The 15,507-nt window shown below is 72.2% G+C and carries 13 protein-coding genes; 9 read left to right on the forward strand and 4 right to left on the reverse strand.

Annotated features, from left to right (window positions below):
• Window positions 1-60: 60 nt before the first annotated feature.
• From SMD11_RS22360 to SMD11_RS22375, 4 genes are all read right to left on the reverse strand, one after another.
• Window positions 61-1,425, reverse strand: a complete 1,365-nt coding sequence (locus tag SMD11_RS22360) for a glycosyltransferase family 2 protein (protein ID WP_087928132.1) — start codon at window positions 1,423-1,425, stop codon at window positions 61-63.
• 69 nt (window positions 1,426-1,494) lie between these two features.
• On the reverse strand, window positions 1,495-2,643 hold the full coding sequence (wecB, locus tag SMD11_RS22365) for a non-hydrolyzing UDP-N-acetylglucosamine 2-epimerase (RefSeq protein ID WP_234366131.1): 1,149 nt from the start codon (window positions 2,641-2,643) through the stop codon (window positions 1,495-1,497).
• 431 nt (window positions 2,644-3,074) lie between these two features.
• Window positions 3,075-3,779, reverse strand: a complete 705-nt coding sequence (locus tag SMD11_RS22370; RefSeq protein ID WP_087928133.1) for a response regulator transcription factor — start codon at window positions 3,777-3,779, stop codon at window positions 3,075-3,077.
• Entirely contained in the window at window positions 3,776-4,954 is a 1,179-nt protein-coding gene (locus SMD11_RS22375) for a PAS domain-containing sensor histidine kinase (RefSeq protein WP_087928134.1), read from the reverse strand. Before SMD11_RS22375 ends, SMD11_RS22370 begins: the two co-directional genes overlap by 4 nt.
• Before the next feature lie 109 nt (window positions 4,955-5,063).
• Between SMD11_RS22375 and SMD11_RS22380 the strand changes: the two genes are divergently transcribed.
• The 9 genes from SMD11_RS22380 to rodA all read left to right on the forward strand — a co-directional run bounded on the left by SMD11_RS22380 (window position 5,064) and on the right by rodA (window position 15,470).
• A complete protein-coding gene (locus SMD11_RS22380; RefSeq protein ID WP_087928135.1) occupies window positions 5,064-6,521 on the forward strand; it encodes a peptidoglycan D,D-transpeptidase FtsI family protein in 1,458 nt (485 codons plus the stop codon).
• A gap of 38 nt (window positions 6,522-6,559) precedes the next feature.
• Window positions 6,560-8,086, forward strand: coding sequence for a bifunctional tetrahydrofolate synthase/dihydrofolate synthase (folC, locus tag SMD11_RS22385; RefSeq protein ID WP_234366132.1), 1,527 nt, complete (start codon window positions 6,560-6,562; stop codon window positions 8,084-8,086).
• Between the two features lies 1 nt (window position 8,087).
• On the forward strand, window positions 8,088-8,453 hold the full coding sequence (locus tag SMD11_RS22390) for a DUF4233 domain-containing protein (protein ID WP_087928137.1): 366 nt from the start codon (window positions 8,088-8,090) through the stop codon (window positions 8,451-8,453).
• A 78-nt stretch (window positions 8,454-8,531) separates the two neighbouring features.
• On the forward strand, window positions 8,532-8,945 hold the full coding sequence (gene ndk / locus SMD11_RS22395; RefSeq protein WP_087928138.1) for a nucleoside-diphosphate kinase: 414 nt from the start codon (window positions 8,532-8,534) through the stop codon (window positions 8,943-8,945).
• Window positions 8,946-9,232: 287 nt separating this feature from the next.
• Window positions 9,233-10,252, forward strand: a complete 1,020-nt coding sequence (locus tag SMD11_RS22400; RefSeq protein WP_004950903.1) for a rod shape-determining protein — start codon at window positions 9,233-9,235, stop codon at window positions 10,250-10,252.
• Between the two features lie 229 nt (window positions 10,253-10,481).
• Window positions 10,482-11,414 (forward strand): rod shape-determining protein MreC, encoded by a 933-nt coding sequence (gene mreC, locus SMD11_RS22405; protein ID WP_087928139.1) that lies wholly within the window; start codon window positions 10,482-10,484, stop codon window positions 11,412-11,414.
• Between the two features lie 3 nt (window positions 11,415-11,417).
• A complete protein-coding gene (gene mreD / locus SMD11_RS22410) occupies window positions 11,418-12,086 on the forward strand; it encodes a rod shape-determining protein MreD (RefSeq protein ID WP_087928140.1) in 669 nt (222 codons plus the stop codon).
• Window positions 12,087-12,120: 34 nt separating this feature from the next.
• Entirely contained in the window at window positions 12,121-14,274 is a 2,154-nt protein-coding gene (gene mrdA / locus SMD11_RS22415) for a penicillin-binding protein 2 (RefSeq protein ID WP_087928141.1), read from the forward strand.
• The gene (gene rodA / locus SMD11_RS22420; protein WP_087928142.1) at window positions 14,271-15,470 is read left to right on the forward strand and encodes a rod shape-determining protein RodA; all 1,200 of its coding nucleotides are present in this window, start codon (window positions 14,271-14,273) and stop codon (window positions 15,468-15,470) included. Before mrdA ends, rodA begins: the two co-directional genes overlap by 4 nt.
• The last annotated feature ends 37 nt before the right edge of the window (window positions 15,471-15,507 follow it).

Genomic DNA, 15,507 nt, shown 5'->3' on the forward strand with positions numbered 1-15,507 from the left:
GGGCCGATTCTGTGACCCACTTCATGGTTTGCGCGCGGGGGGCCGCAGAAGGCCGGAGGGTCAGCTTTCGACGGCCACCGGGCCGGAGGTGACGACCTCGGCGTTGCGGCGGGTCTTGGCCCAGCCGTTGCGGCCCCGCAGCATCCGGACGAAGCCGCGCGCGGACGCCGGGAAGAGGTGGTACGCGTACACCCACAGGGCCAGGCCCCACAGCAGGGAGACGAGCAGCGAGCTGCCGGGCGCGCGGTCCCGGCGGTAGACCGGGCCCCACAGGACGAACGGCAGGACAGAGACCACGGCCAGGGCGATCACCAGCGGCCACAGGGCCAGCATGCCGCCGAACGCCTCGCCGAAGCCCTCCTCGGCGACGGTCAGGCCGAGCACGGCGAACATCACGGCGCACAGCGCGAGGGTCACCAGGTGGGCGACGGGCTGGAGGAAGGTGTACAGCGTCTCCAGGACGCCCTTGCCGCCGTAGTGGCGGGACGAGACGATGCGCGGCGCGTAGCGGACGCACTGGAGGTTGCCCTGGGCCCAGCGGGTGCGCTGGGTGAGGAAGCGGCGGCCGTGCGGCAGCCCCTCCTGAGAGACCCAGGTGTCGGCTATGTGGGCTATCCGGTCACCGTTGAGGATCATGTGCAGCCCCAGCTCGTAGTCCTCCAGGAGCGCGCCGCGCTTCCACGGGCGGCGCTCGGCGGCCGCGATGCGGTCCAGGGCGGCGAGCCGGGTGAACTGGCCGTTGCCGCCGAGGCCGACGGAGCCCGTGCGGCCGCGCAGCAGCTGCATGCCGGCGTTGGAGACGGAGAACTCCATGTCCTGCATCCGGACCAGGAGGCGGGCGAAGGCGTTGCGGACCCGGCCGCGGTCGGCCAGCGGACGCGGGTCCTCGGCGTTGCGCATGTGCACGCTGACCTGGATGCCGCCGATCTCCGGGTCGCCGAAGCCGGCGGGGCCGCTGACGCGGGCCAGGGCCCGCGGGTCGAGCTGGCCGTCGGCGTCGATGACGCACACGACGACCTTCTCGCGGTCGGTGTCCTCCGACAGGAACTGGTTCAGCTCGTCGTACGCGGCGTTGAGGGCCGCGCCCTTGCCCTGCCGGGCCTCGGGCCGGCGGCGGCTGACGAGGTGCACACGGCGGTCGGTCTCGGCGCGCTCGGCCACGATCGCGCCGGTGCGGTCCTCGCTGTCGTCGTCGATCACCCAGACGTGGGCGCCCGGGTGGTCGGCGCGCAGCCGCTCCACGGTGGTGCCGACGACCGCCTCCTCGTCCCGGCAGGGCACGAAGAAGTGCCACTCGTGGGACGCCGGGTCGCCGTCCTCGACGGCGGGGCGGCGCAGGTAGGCGTTCCGGGCCCCCGCCCAGTAGAGCAGGAAGCAGATCAGGAGGAGGAAGGGGAAGGCGAGCAGGAAGGGGCTGGAGAACATGCGGTGCTCCTGGGCGGGTCGTGGTGGCGGCCGTCTGCGACGGAAGGGGCGGGCGGGGGAGGGGAACCCCTACGCGGCCGCCGCGAGCTCCGCCGGCGCCGCGATCGCGGCCAGCAGGGTCACGATCCGGTCCGACGCCAGGCCGTCGCCGAAGGGGCTCGGGAGCGACGACAGGCGGGCCAGGCCCTCCGGCCCCTCCGCGAGGCGGCGACGGGCCGCGTGCCCGATCTCCGCGCCCGGCTCCACCAGGTCCGCGAAGTCCGCCATGGCCTCCGGCCGCTCCGTGGAGCGGCGCACGACCACCAGCGGGCGGCCCAGCACCGTGCACTCCTCCTGGATGCCGCCGGAGTCGGAGACCAGCAGCGCCGCGTGGCGGGCCAGGGCCAGGAACTCGCCGTAGCCGAGCGGGCGGGTCACGGTCAGGCCGGCCAGCAGGTGCTCCAGGCCGGCGGCCTCGATCCGGGCCCGGGTGCGGGGGTGCAGCGGCAGGACGACCGGCCGGCCGTCGGCCACGAGCGCGGCGAGCTCGGTGAAGATCGCCCGCAGCGCCTCGGGGGAGTCGGTGTTCTCGGGGCGGTGGACCGTGGCCAGGACGTACGAGTCCGGGGTCAGCCCGTGCCGCGCCAGCAGCTCCGCGCGGGCGGCGGCGTCCGGCAGCTGGCCGTGCACGGCCTCCACCACGGTGTTGCCGGTGACGACGACGCGGGAGTCCGCCACGCCCTCGGCGAGGAGGTTGGCGCGGTTGTCCTCGGTGGCGGCGCACAGCACGTCGGCGATGCGGTCGATGAGGACGCGGTTGTGCTCCTCCGGCATGTTGCGGTCGTGGCTGCGCAGCCCGGCCTCGACGTGCAGCAGCGGGATGCCCCGGGCGTTGGCGGCGAGCGCGCCGGCGAGGGCGGCGTTGGTGTCGCCCTGGACGACGACGGCCAGCGGCGGCTCGGCGGTGAACAGCTCGTCGAGCTGCGCGAGCGCGGCGGAGATCTGCACGGCGCGCGGCTGCCCGCCGATGCCCGTCAGGAAGGTCGGCTCCGGCAGGCCCAGCTCGGCCAGGAAGCGGCCGGAGAGCTCCTCGTCGTAGTGCTGACCGGTGTGCACCAGGTGGGCGGCGGGGCCGAGGAGGCGGACGAGGTCGGTGAGCTTGACGAGCTCGGGGCGGGTACCGAGGACGACGGCGACGCTACGGGCGGGCAGGGCGCTGTTCGACGAGCTGTGCGACACGGGGTGACTCCTGGGGCTGGCCGGGGGTGACAGCTCCAGAGCCTGTGGGGTGTCGGTTGCGGGGTGGGATGGGGTTGGGTTGCCGGACGGTTGCGATCTTGTGGGGCGGGGTTGTGGGGGCTTTGGGCCTGGTGGGGGGTGGGACTTTGGTCCTGTGCGGGCTTGGGTGCGGGCTTGGACGCCGGGTGCGGGTGCGGGTGCGGGTGCGGGTGCGGGTGCTGGGGGTGCGGGGTGCTGGGTGCCGCTGCGCGGGGCCTTTCCCCGGCCCCGCCCCTTCCCGGAACCGGGGGCAAGCCCCCGGGCCCCCTTTCCGCGCTCCGCGCGGTGTCCTCAAGCGCCGGACGGGCTGGATTTCTCTCCGGGCGGTGTTCGAGCGCCGGGCGGGCTGGGTTTCCCTCCGGGCGGTGTCCTCAAGCGCCGGGCGGGCTGGATCAGCCCGAGCCGGAGCCCTCCCCGTTCGTCCGGTAGCGGTACCCCAGCCCCCGTACCGCCTCCAGCGGGTCCGCCGCCTCGTCGCCCGCCGCCTGGCGCAGCTTCCGGCGCAGTCTCAGGACCGCGAACTTCACGCGTTCCCGGCCCGTCCCCTCGGGGTCGTCCCAGACCCGGTCGAGCAGCTGGTCGGTGGTGATCACCCGGCCCCGGTTGCGTACGAGCACCTGGAGCAGCCGGTACTCGATGTCGCTGAGCCGTGCCTCCTGGCCCTGCCAGACCGCCGAGCGGCGCTCGGGCACCAGCCGCAGCCCGTCGTCGAAGGAGTCGCCCGCCCAGCGGGTGGGGTCCGTGCGGCGCAGCAGCGCCTCGACGCGGGCGAGCAGCTCGTCGTTGCCGAAGGGCTTGGGGAGGTAGTCGTCGGCACCGGCGCGCAGGCCGCGCACCCGGTCGGTCTCGGCGCCCCGGGCGGTGAGCAGCAGGACGGGCAGGTCGCTGAGGTCCCGGGTGCGCTCCAGCACCTCCCAGCCGTTGAGCTCGGGCAGCCCGATGTCCAGGAGCATGAGCGCGGGCCGCTCGGCGAAGAGCAGCCGCAGTCCTTCGCGGCCGTTGTCGGCGTGCAGGACCTCGTAGCCCGCGCGGGTGAGGAGCGTGCGGAGGGCGAGGGCCAGGTCGGCGTCGTCCTCGACGACCAGGACGCGGCTCATAGGGGCACTCCTTCCGCCCCGCCGGGCCCCTCGGCCCAGGCGTCCCCGCCCTCGCCGCCCGCCCCCTCCGCCGGCCCGTCGACCGGCAGCCGGATCAGGAACGCCGCGCCCTCGCCCTCCGTGCCCCCGGCGGTCAGCGTGCCGCCGTGCAGCTGGACGACGGTGCGGCTGATGGCCAGCCCGAGGCCGGTGCCGGGGTAGCCGCCGCCCTCCGCGTTGGGCGCCCGGACGAAGCCCGTGAAGATCTCCTCCCGGTACTTCTCGGGGATCCCGATCCCCGTGTCGGCGACCTCGATCTCCCAGTGCGCGTCCCGGGGCGCGGCCGTCACCGTGATCCGGCCGCCTGGCGGGGTGAATTTCGCGGCGTTCTCCAGAAGGTTGGCCAGTACGTGCTGGAGCCGGTGCCGGTCGCCCCGGAGCGCGGGGCCCGGCGCGCAGTCCAGGACCGTGAAGACGCCCGGATCCTTCGCCGCGGCCAGCCGGTCCAGGACGGCCTCCTGGAGCATCCCGGGCACGTCCACCGCGCCGAACTCCAGCTCCAGGGCCGCCGCCCGCATCCGGGTGGTCAGCAGCAGGTCGGCGATCACCCGCTGCATGCGGTCCGCGTTGCGGTGGACGGCGTCGAGGAAGGAGCGCTGGTCCGCGGTGAGCGCGCCGAAGGCGGGGTCGGCGAGCAGCTCGCAGAAGCTGAGGATCGACGTGAGCGGGGTGCGCAGCTCGTGCGAGGCCGCCGCGGTGAAGGCGTTGCGCTGCCGGGCGAGCTCGGTCAGGGCGCGGTTGTCGCGCTCCAGGTCGTGCTCGCGCCGCTTGCGCTCGGTGATGTCCTGGAAGACCCACAGGGCGCCCAGCGAGACGCCGCCGTGGCGCAGCGGCTCCACCTCGCGGCGGATGACGCGGCCGTCGGCGAGCGGGATCTCGGCCGTCCGGTGGACGTGGCCGCGGGTCTGGAGCCCGTCCGCGGCGCCGGGGCCGGTGCCGGCGAAGAAGGCCCGTACGAGGGGGACGACCGCCCGCATGGGGGAACCGGGGGAGAGGTCCACCCGGCCCGCCAGGTCGAACATGCCGACGAACTTCGCGTTGACCGCCAGCACCTCGTCGGCCGGGCTCTGGAGCACGGCGCCCGCGGGCAGCGCCTCCAGGACCGCCTGGAGCCGGTCCCGGTCCTCGGACGGCATTTTTCTCACCCAGCTCTCATCGAGGCGGGGAACCCCGACGCCCCTTACGGGAGTTTTCGGGACATCTGTACGACCGAACCGTAAGCCAAAGACAGGGACCGCGCCCCCGATGAACCGACCGCTCCGGCACGTGGCCGTCTTCGCCCTGCTGCTCGTCCTCGCCGTGCTCGTCCGGGCCACCTGGGTCCAGGCCGCGGAGGCCGGGGCGCTCGACGACAACCCCCACAACCGCCGCCAGACCATCGCCGCCCACTCCCGGCCGCTCGGGAACATCCTCGTCGGCGGCAAGCCCGTCACCGGCTCCGCCGAGACCGACGGCGAGCTGAAATACAAGCGCACCTACACCGACGGCGCGATGTACGCCCCGGTCACCGGCTACCTCTCCCAGGCCTACGGGAGCACCCAGCTGGAGAGCCTCTACGCCTCCGTCCTCGACGGCCGCGACAGCCGGCTGAGCAGCCCGTCCGACGCCCTCACCGGCAAGGAGCCCACCCCCGGCGACGTCCTGACCACCCTCGACCCGGCGGTGCAGAAGGCCGCCTACGAGGCGCTCGGCGACAAGACCGGCGCCGCCGTCGCCCTCGACCCCGCCACCGGCGCGATCCTCGGGATGGCCAGCACCCCCTCGTACGACCCCGGGCGCTTCGCCGGGAGCGGCTCGGCCGACCGGAAGGCCTGGGAGGCGCTCCAGAAGGACAAGAGCCAGCCGATGCTCAACCGCGCGCTGCGCCAGACCTATCCGCCGGGCTCCACCTTCAAGCTCGTCGTCGCCGCGGCCGCGCTGGAGAACGGCCTCTACACCTCCGTCGACCAGGCCACCGACAGCCCCGACCCCTACCTCCTGCCCGGCACCACCACCTACCTGCGCAACGAGAACAGCGCCGCACCCTGTACGAACGCCTCGATCCGCACCGCGCTCCAGTACTCCTGCAACAACGTCTTCGGCCACCTGGCCGAGCGGCTCGGGCAGCAGAAGGTCGCCGAGCAGGCCGAGAAGCTCGGCTTCGGCGACGGCAAGCTCGACACGCCCGTACGCGCCGCCGAGAGCCTCTACCCGACCGGCATGGACAAGGCGCAGACCGCGCTCTCCGGCATCGGCCAGTTCGACGTCCGGGCCACCCCGCTCCAGATGGCCATGGTCTCCTCGGCCATCGCCCACGACGGCCTGCTGATGAAGCCCCGCCTCGTCGACCGCGTCACCGACGGCACCTCCGGCGTCCTGGAGAAGAGCGACCCGAAGGAGTACGGCCGGGCGATGTCGGCCGACACGGCCCGCCAGCTCCAGTCGGCCATGCGGACGGTCGTGGAGAAGGGCACCGGCACCAACGCCCGGATCGACGGGCTCACCGTCGGCGGCAAGACCGGCACCGCTCAGCACGGCGTCGACAACAGCGGTACGCCTTATGCCTGGTTCGTGTCGTACGCCCAGAACGCCCAGGGCAAGCAGATCGCCGTAGCCGTCGTGATCGCCGACAGCGACGCCGCCCGCTCGGAGGTCAGCGGCAACGGCCTCGCCGCGCCCGTCGCCGAAGCGATCATGCGCGCCGGGCTGGCCCCGGGCGCCTGATGCCCGCGGTGTCGGTGCCCCTCCGTAGACTGGTCGGCGTGAGCGAGCGCCCCCTGAACGACGACAACGGCGACACCGGCACCGGCGAGGACGACCGATTCGCCGAGATTGTCGATGCCGAGACCGACCGCGACCCCGACCTTGCCGTGATCGAGGCCGGCAGCCGCACCCTGCGCGCCCAGTCCGCGCCCCCGCAGAGCGACGTCCCCGCCCGCCCGGCCGACCCCGAGGTCGACCGGGCGCTGCGCGAGGTCGAGACCGAGCTCGCCGGGCGCTGGGGCGAGACCAAGCTCGACCCCTCGCTGGTGCGCATCGAGGCGCTGATGGACATCCTGGGCCAGCCGCAGCGCGCCTACCCCGCGATCCACATCACCGGGACCAACGGCAAGACCAGCACCGCCCGCATGATCGAGGCCCTGCTGGGCGCCTTCGACCTGCGCACCGGCCGCTACACCAGCCCGCACGTCCAGTCCGTCACCGAGCGCATCAGCCTCGACGGCGCGCCCATCGCGGCCGAGCGGTTCATCGAGACCTACCGCGACATCCAGCCGTACGTCGAGATGGTCGACGACCGCGAGGAGCACCGCCTCTCCTTCTTCGAGGTGCTCACCGCCATGGCCTACGCCGCCTTCGCGGACGCCCCGGTCGACGTGGCCGTCGTCGAGGTCGGCATGGGCGGCACCTGGGACGCCACCAACGTCGTCGACGGCACCGTCGCCGTGGTCACCCCCATCTCGCTCGACCACACCGACCGGCTCGGCACCACCCCCGGCGAGATCGCCGGGGAGAAGGCCGGCATCGTCAAGCCCGACGCCACCGTCGTCCTCGCCCAGCAGCCCGTGGACGCCGCGCAGGTGCTCCTCAAGCGCGCCGTCGAGAAGGACGCCACCGTCGCCCGCGAGGGCATGGAGTTCGGCGTCGTCTCCCGCGAGGTCGCCGTCGGCGGCCAGCTGCTGACGCTGCGCGGCCTGGGCGGCGAGTACCCCGAGGTCTTCCTGCCGCTCTACGGCGCCCACCAGGCGCACAACGCCGCCGTCGCGCTGGCCGCCGTCGAGGCGTTCTTCGGCATCGGCTCGCAGCACGCCCGCACGCTCGACCTCGACACCGTCCGCCGCGCCTTCGCCGCCGTCACCTCGCCCGGCCGCCTGGAGGTCGTGCGCCGCAGCCCCACCGTGGTGCTGGACGCCGCGCACAACCCCGCCGGTGCCGCGGCGGCGGCCGAGGCCGTCACCGAGGCGTTCGGCTTCAGCCGGCTCATCGGCGTCGTCGGCGCCAGCGGCGACAAGGACGTCCGCGGCCTGCTGGAGGCCTTCGAGCCGATCTTCGCCGAGGTCGTGGTCACCAGGAACTCCACCGACCGCGCCATGGACGCCGACGCCCTGGCCGGCGTCGCGGTCGAGGTCTTCGGCGCCGACCGGGTCCAGGTCGAGCCCCGTCTTGACGACGCCCTCGAAGCGGCCATCACCCTCGCGGAGGAAGAAGGCGAGTTCGCCGGCGCGGGTGTGCTGGTGACCGGCTCCGTGATCACGGTCGGCGAGGCCCGGCTGCTCCTGGGAAGGAACTGACATGCGAATGCTGTGCGCCAGCACTCTGATCGGTGAATTCTTCATCATCGGATTCGCCGGCCTGGTCGCCATGCAGACCTCGGACCTGTCGTCCGGCACGGTCTGGGCCGTCAGCGGCACGGCCATGGTGCTGAGCGTCCTGCTCTGCGGGATGATCACCCGGCCCGGCGGCGTACAGCTGGGCTGGCTGCTCCAGATCGGCCTGGTCCTGAGCGGCTTCATCGTCCCGATGATGTTCATCCTGGGCGTGGTCTTCGGCGGCCTGTGGTGGGCGTCGGTCCACTTCGGCGGCAAGATCGACGAGGCGAAGGCCCGCTTCGCGGCACAGGCGGCCGGCGCGGCGGAGCCGGGGGCGGGCACCGCCTGACAGGGCCCGTACCGGAGCCGGCCCGTACCCCTGTAGCCTCTGCCGCAACACCTGCCTGCCTGCAAGGAGCCGCACACTATGAGCCAGCGCACCCTCGTCCTCCTCAAGCCCGACGCCGTACGACGTGGCCTGATCGGTGAGATCGTCGGCCGCATCGAGCGCAAGGCGAACTGGACGATCGGCGCGCTGGAGCTGCGCACCCTCGACCGGGCGACCCTGGAGCAGCACTACGCGGAGCACGTCGGCCGTGACTTCTACGAGCCCCTGATGCGGTTCATGTCCTCCGGGCCCGTCGTGGCGCTCGTGGTCGAGGGGGAGCGTGTGATCGAGGGCGTCCGGGCGCTCGCCGGCCCGACCGACCCCATCTCGGCCGCTCCCGGTTCCATCCGTGGTGACTTCGGCACCATCACGCGCGAGAACCTCATCCACGCCTCGGACTCCGAGGAGTCCGCGCAGCGGGAAATCAAGATTTTCTTTCCCGGCCTGGCCTGATAGCGCATCAGCCGCGCACCCATTCTGATCAGGGGCGACCGATTTCTTTTCGGTCGCCCCCTGGCATATGCGGGGCGTACGCGGGAACCTCTCACTCCGACACGACGTCACCATTACTGGGGGGAGCTCCTGTTCCGCCGACAATGGCGGAGGAACCCTCGCACCGCGTTCGAGTCGTCGAGACTACGATGAAGCTTCCGCGCCCCGCAGCGCACCGCACACCTGCCGACCTCAAGTAAGCAATCGCTCCAGCTGGGAAGGCCAGACGTATCCTCATGGGGAACAACATGTCGTTCATCGGCCGTGACATGGCTGTCGACCTCGGGACCGCCAACACGCTGGTGTACGTCAGAGGTCGCGGAATCGTCCTCAACGAGCCATCCGTCGTCGCCATCAATACCAACACCGGCGGGATCCTCGCGGTCGGGGCCGAGGCGAAGAAGATGATCGGCCGAACCCCGGGCAACATCGTCGCGGTCCGCCCCCTGAAGGACGGCGTGATCGCCGACTTCGAGATCACCGAGCGGATGCTCCGCTACTTCATTCTCAAGATCCACAAGCGCCGCTGGATGGCCCGCCCCCGGGTCGTCGTCTGCGTGCCCTCCGGCATCACCGGCGTCGAGCGCCGTGCCGTCATCGAGGCGTCCACCCAGGCCGGCGCCCGCCAGGTGCACATCATCGAGGAGCCGATGGCCGCCGCCATCGGATCCGGCCTGCCCGTCCACGAGGCCACCGGCAACATGGTCGTCGACATCGGCGGCGGCACCACCGAGGTCGCCGTGATCTCCCTCGGCGGGATCGTCACCGCGCAGTCCATCCGCGTCGCAGGCGACGAGCTGGACAATGCGATCATCCAGCACATCAAGAAGGAGTACAGCCTCCTCCTCGGTGAGCGCACCGCCGAGCAGATCAAGATCACCATCGGCTCGGCCTACGACCTCGAACAGGACGAGCACACCGAGATCCGCGGCCGCGACCTGGTCAGCGGCCTGCCCAAGACCGTGGTCATCTCCGCCGCCGAGGTCCGCAAGGCCATCGAGGAGCCGGTCAACTCCATCGTGGACGCCGTCAAGACCACCCTCGACAAGTGCCCGCCCGAGCTCTCGGGTGACGTCATGGACCGCGGCATCGTTCTCACCGGGGGCGGTGCCCTGCTCCGCGGCCTCGACGAGCGGCTGCGCCGGGAGACCGGCATGCCGATCCACATCGCCGAGGACCCGCTGGACTCCGTGGCCCTCGGCTCCGGCAAGTGCGTCGAGGAGTTCGAGGCCCTCCAGCAGGTCCTGGACGCCCAGCCCCGCCGCTGACCCGCGGCGGTGCCGCTTCCGGGGCCGCGGGGACCCGGCCGGAAGCCGCCCCACGGCCCTCGCGGCCGCTCCGTGCCGCCCCCGCACCCGGGGGGCGCGGACCGGCGCGCGAGGGCGGCGCCCGGCACACCCGACGCCGGGAAACAACCTGATATACAGGCAGAACGCTCCCGATGACCGGCCCGCGCCCGCAGCGGACCGGTCCGACGAGAAGGGCACGCCGCCGCACGTGAGGGACACACGAGAGAGCCGGCTGCTGCTGGTGCTGCTGGTCGCCGTCGCGTTCGCGCTGATCACGGTCGACATCCGCGGCGGCGAGCAGTCCCCGCTCGACGGCGTCCGGCACGCCGCCGCCTCGGTCTTCGGCCCGGTCGAGAAGGGCGTCGCCGCCGCCGTCGACCCCGTCGGCAACGCCGTCGCGGCCGTCCGGGACTCCGGTGAGCGGCACGACCGCATCAGCGAGCTGGAGCGCGAGAACGCCTCCCTCAAGCAGCGCCTCGGCAGCGACGACCGCAACCGCGGCCGCGCCCGCGAACTCGACGCCATGCTCAAGACCGCCGGAGCCGGCCAGTACGGCATCAAGGGCGCCCAGGTCATCGCCATAGGAGCCGCCCAGGGCTTCTCCTGGACCGTCACCATCGACGCCGGCAGCAACGACGGCATCCGGCGCGACATGACCGTGCTCAACGGCGACGGCCTCGTCGGCCGCGTCACCACCGTGGCCCGCTCCACCGCCACCGTGCTGCTCGCCAACGACCCCAAGTTCACCGTCGGCACCCGCATGGAGAAGACCGGCGAACTCGGCTTCGCCAACGGCCAGGGCGACCGCTCCCTGCGCGTCGAGCTGCTCAACGGCAAGGCCGTCGTCCGCGAGGGCGACCGCCTCGTCACCTTCGGCTCCAGCCGCGACAAGCCCTTCGTCCCCGGCGTCCCCGTCGGCGAGGTCACCCGCGTCGACCCCTCCGGCGGCGGCCTCACCCGCACCCTCCAGGTCCGCCCCTACGTCGGCTACAGCAAGCTCGACATCGTCGGCGTCGTCGTCCAGCCCCCGCGCACCGACCCCCGCGACACGGTCCTGCCGCCCAAGCCCGAGGGCCCCAAACCCACCCCCACCGTGACCGTCACCGTCACCCCCACCCCGAGCGCCAAACCCGAGGACTGACCGATGCGCCTCAACCGGATCCTGCTCTCGACCGCGCTCGTGGTGGTCGCCCTCGTCGTCCAGGTCACCGTGCTCGCCCGGCTCCACCTCCCCGGCGCCGTCCCCGACCTGCTCCTCCTCGTCGTCATCGGCCTCGCGCTCGTCTACGGCCATACCAGCGGCGCCCTCCTCGGCTTCTGCGCCGGCCTGCTCGCCGACCTCGCGCCCCCCGCCGACCACGCCACCGGCCGCTACGCCCTCGTGCTCTGCCTCGTCGGCTACGCCGTCGGCCTCGTCCGCCCGGAGAACGGACGACTCCGCTCCGCGACCGTGCCCATGATCGTCGTGGTCGTCGCCGCCATCGGCTCCACCCTGCTCTACGCGGGCGTCGGCTCCCTCGTCGGCGACACCTCCGCCCGCCACGTCGGCCTGACCGGACTCCTCTTCAGCGCCGCCCTCTACGACCTGCTGCTCGCCCCCTTCACCGTCCCCCTGATCATGACCCTCGCCCGCCGCACCGAGAACGACCCGCTCGCCGGCGAGGGACCCAGCACCATGGGCGGCGGCGAGGGCGCCTACGGCTGGCTCGGCGGCGGCGGCCGCGGCAGCCGCATCGGCGGCCAGCGCACCGGCCTCCTCGGCAAGTCGTCACGCAACCGCCCGGGCCGCATGAAGGGAGCCAAGCGCCTGTGAGACCGCCTGCTTCCGACACCCGACGGGAGGCCCGATGAGCAACCTCCCCGAGACCGGGCGGGACTCCCGCGTCACCATCCGGCTCGTCGTCATCCAGATCCTGGTCTTCTCGCTCCTGCTCACCCTCGGCGGCCGCCTCTGGTACCTCCAGATCCGCAACGGCGACCAGTACACCGCCGAGGCCGCCGACAACCACATCCAGCAGGTCGTCGCCCCCGCCACCCGGGGCTCGATACTGGACGCCCGCGGCATCCCCCTCGCCGACAACGAGACCCGCCTCGTCGTCTCCGCCAGCCGCACCGACCTGATGAAGATGAAGGACCGCGGCAAGACCGTCCTCACCCGCCTCGCCGGTGTCCTCGGCCTCCCCGCCGACGAGGTCGCCGCCAAGGTCCGGCTGTGCGACGCCAAGACCCCCAAGCCCTGCTGGGCCGGCTCGCCCTACCAGCCCATCCCCATCACCGACGAGGCCACCACCCAGCAGGCCCTCCAGATCCGCGAGCGCGCCGAGGACTTCCCCGGCATCACCGCCGAACCCACCGCAGTACGCCGCTACGCCGGCCCCGGCGGCTCCAACACCGCCCAGGTACTCGGCTACCTCTCACCCGTCTCCGACGACGAGATCATCAAGGCCAAGGCCGCCGGCCGCCCCCCGCTGCTCCGCTCCGACCAGGTCGGCCGCTCCGGCCTGGAGCGGCAGTACGACGCCGAGCTGCGCGGCAAGGCCGGCGTCACCCGCTACGAGGTCGACAACCTCGGCCGCGTCATCGGCAAGGCCAAGAGCGACAAGGCCGTCCCCGGCGCCAACGTCATCACCAGCATCGACGCCCGCGTGCAGGCCATAGCGGAACGCGAGCTCGACCAGGCCATGAAGGACGCCCGCAAGGAGCTCGACCGGAACACCGGCGTCAACTACAAGGCCGACGCCGGCGCCGTCGTCGTGATGGAGTCCAGGACCGGCCGCGTCGTCGCCATGGCCTCCAACCCCACCTACGACCCCAACGCCTGGGTCGGCGGCATCAGCGCCAAGGACTACCAGCAGCTCACCGGCAAGGACTCCGACTACCCGCTGCTCAACCGCGCCATCCAGGGCCAGGCCGCCCCCGGCTCGGTCTTCAAGGTCATCTCCGCGACCGCCGCGGTCAACGCCGGCTACTCCTTCACCGACAACTACAACTGCTCCAGCTCCTACAGCATCGGCAGCCAGGTCTTCAAGAACTTCGAGTCCAAGGGATACGGCCCCATCAACCTCGGCCGCGCCCTGGAGGTCTCCTGCGACACCGTCTTCTACGACCTGGCCTACCGCCAGTGGCAGAAGGACGGCGGGAACAACCCCAAGCACCCCAAGGACTGGTTCTACCGCACCGCCCACCAGTTCGGCCTCGGCAAGGAGACCGGCATCGACCTCCCCAACGAGGTCAAGGGCCGCGTCCCCGACCGCGAGTGGAAGAAGCGCTACTGGGAGGCCAACAAGGACACCTGGTGCAAGCAGAGCGGCAACGCCGAGGACTACGCCGCCAAGATCGCCAAGGAGAACTGCGAGTCCGGCATGCGCATGCGCGCCGGTGACTCCGTCAACTACTCCATCGGCCAGGGCGACACCCTCGTCACCCCCGTCCAGATGGCCACCATCTACGCCGGCATCAGCAACGGCGGCACCCTCTACAACCCCACCGTCGGCAAGGCCGTCGTCAGCCCCGACGGGAAGACCGTCCACGAGATCCGGCCCACCGCCCACGGCAGGCTCCCCTTCGACACCCGCACCCGCAACCAGCTCGACGCCGCCCTGGCCGGCGTCGCCACCCAGGGCAGCGCCGCCTGGCGGTTCGAGGGCTGGCCGCAGAAGGAGATCCCGATGCACGCCAAGACCGGCACCGCCGAGGTCTACGGCAAGCAGACGACCTCCTGGTTCGCCACCTACACCCAGGACTACACGATCGTCATGACGATCTCCCAGGGCGGCACCGGCTCCGGCGCCTCCGGCCCGGCCGTACGCAAGATCTACAACGGCATCTACGGCGTCGACGACAAGGGCAAGATCGACCCGAAGAAGGCGCTCCTCCCGCACCCCCAGGAGAAGCTCCCCACCATCGAGAAGGACGGCACGATCGAGGCCCAGAAGATCGAGCCGCCCGCCCCCACCCCCAAGGAGAGCGACGCCGCCCGGAAGGAGGAGAAGGACGAATGAGCGCCACCGACGGCTACAACGTCCGCCGCTACACCCCCGAGCGCTCCACCTGGGGCCGGCTCACCGCCCGCGACTCCGTCGTCCGCCGCCTCGACTGGGTCATGCTCTTCGCCGCCCTCGCCCTCTCCGGCATCGGCACCCTGCTCGTCTACTCCGCCACCCGCAACCGCACCGAGCTCAACCAGGGCGACCCGTACTACTTCCTGCTCCGCAACATCCTCAACACCGGCATCGGACTCGGCCTCGCCATCGCCGCCGTCTGGGTCGGCCACCGCGCCCTGCGCGGCGGCGTCCCCATCCTCTACGCGATCTCCGTGCTGCTCACCGCCGCCGTGCTCACCCCGCTCGGCGCGACCATCAACGGCGCCCGCTCCTGGATCCAGCTCGGCGCCGGCTTCTCCATCCAGCCCTCCGAGTTCACCAAGATCACCATCACCCTGGGGATGGCGATGCTGCTGGCCGCGAAGGTCGACGCCGGCGACCGGCAGCACCCCGACCACCGCACCGTCATGGAGGCACTCGGCCTCGCCGCCCTCCCGATCGTCATCATCCTGCTGATGCCCGACCTCGGCTCCGTCATGGTGCTGGTCGTCATCGTCCTCGCCGTGCTGCTCGCCTCCGGCGCCTCCCACCGCTGGATCGCCGGCCTGCTCGGCGCCGGCGTCCTCGGCTGCGTCCTCATCTGGCAGCTCGGCGTCCTCGACGAATACCAGATCAACCGCTTCGCCGCCTTCGCCAACCCCGCCCTCGACCCCTCCGGCGTCGGCTACAACACCAACCAGGCCCGCATCGCCATCGGCTCCGGCGGCCTCACCGGCTCCGGCCTCTTCCACGGCAGCCAGACCACCGGCCAGTTCGTCCCCGAGCAGCAGACCGACTTCATCTTCACCGTCGCCGGCGAGGAGCTCGGCTTCGTCGGCGCCGGCGCGATCGTCTTCCTCGTCGGCGTGGTGCTGTGGCGCGCCTGCCGGATCGCCCGCGAGACCACCGAGCTCTACGGCACGGTCGTCGCCGCCGGGATCATCGCCTGGTTCGCCTTCCAGTCCTTCGAGAACATCGGCATGACCCTCGGCATCATGCCCGTCACCGGACTGCCCCTGCCCTTCGTCTCCTACGGCGGCTCCTCCATGTTCGCCGCCTGGATCGCGATCGGGCTGCTCCAGTCGATCAAGGTGCAGCGACCGGTCTCCGCCTGACGCACCTGTCCGTCCGGGGACTGCCGCGAAAGCCCTC

Source organism: Streptomyces albireticuli (assembly GCF_002192455.1).
GTDB classification, from domain to species: Bacteria; Actinomycetota; Actinomycetes; order Streptomycetales; family Streptomycetaceae; genus Streptomyces; species Streptomyces albireticuli_B.

Excerpts from the sequence above, each read along its gene's own strand:
- SMD11_RS22390 (WP_087928137.1), top strand. The coding sequence starts at position 8,088 with ATGCGAATGCTGTGCGCCAGCACTCTGATCGGTGAATTCTTCATCATC.
- rodA (WP_087928142.1), top strand. The coding sequence starts at position 14,271 with ATGAGCGCCACCGACGGCTACAACGTCCGCCGCTACACCCCCGAGCGC.
- SMD11_RS22375 (WP_087928134.1), bottom strand. The coding sequence starts at position 4,954 with ATGCCGTCCGAGGACCGGGACCGGCTCCAGGCGGTCCTGGAGGCGCTG.
- SMD11_RS22370 (WP_087928133.1), bottom strand. The coding sequence starts at position 3,779 with ATGAGCCGCGTCCTGGTCGTCGAGGACGACGCCGACCTGGCCCTCGCC.
- ndk (WP_087928138.1), top strand. The coding sequence starts at position 8,532 with ATGAGCCAGCGCACCCTCGTCCTCCTCAAGCCCGACGCCGTACGACGT.
- mreD (WP_087928140.1), top strand. The coding sequence starts at position 11,418 with ATGCGCCTCAACCGGATCCTGCTCTCGACCGCGCTCGTGGTGGTCGCC.
- SMD11_RS22380 (WP_087928135.1), top strand. The coding sequence starts at position 5,064 with ATGAACCGACCGCTCCGGCACGTGGCCGTCTTCGCCCTGCTGCTCGTC.
- SMD11_RS22400 (WP_004950903.1), top strand. The coding sequence starts at position 9,233 with ATGTCGTTCATCGGCCGTGACATGGCTGTCGACCTCGGGACCGCCAAC.
- mrdA (WP_087928141.1), top strand. The coding sequence starts at position 12,121 with ATGAGCAACCTCCCCGAGACCGGGCGGGACTCCCGCGTCACCATCCGG.
- SMD11_RS22360 (WP_087928132.1), bottom strand. The coding sequence starts at position 1,425 with ATGTTCTCCAGCCCCTTCCTGCTCGCCTTCCCCTTCCTCCTCCTGATC.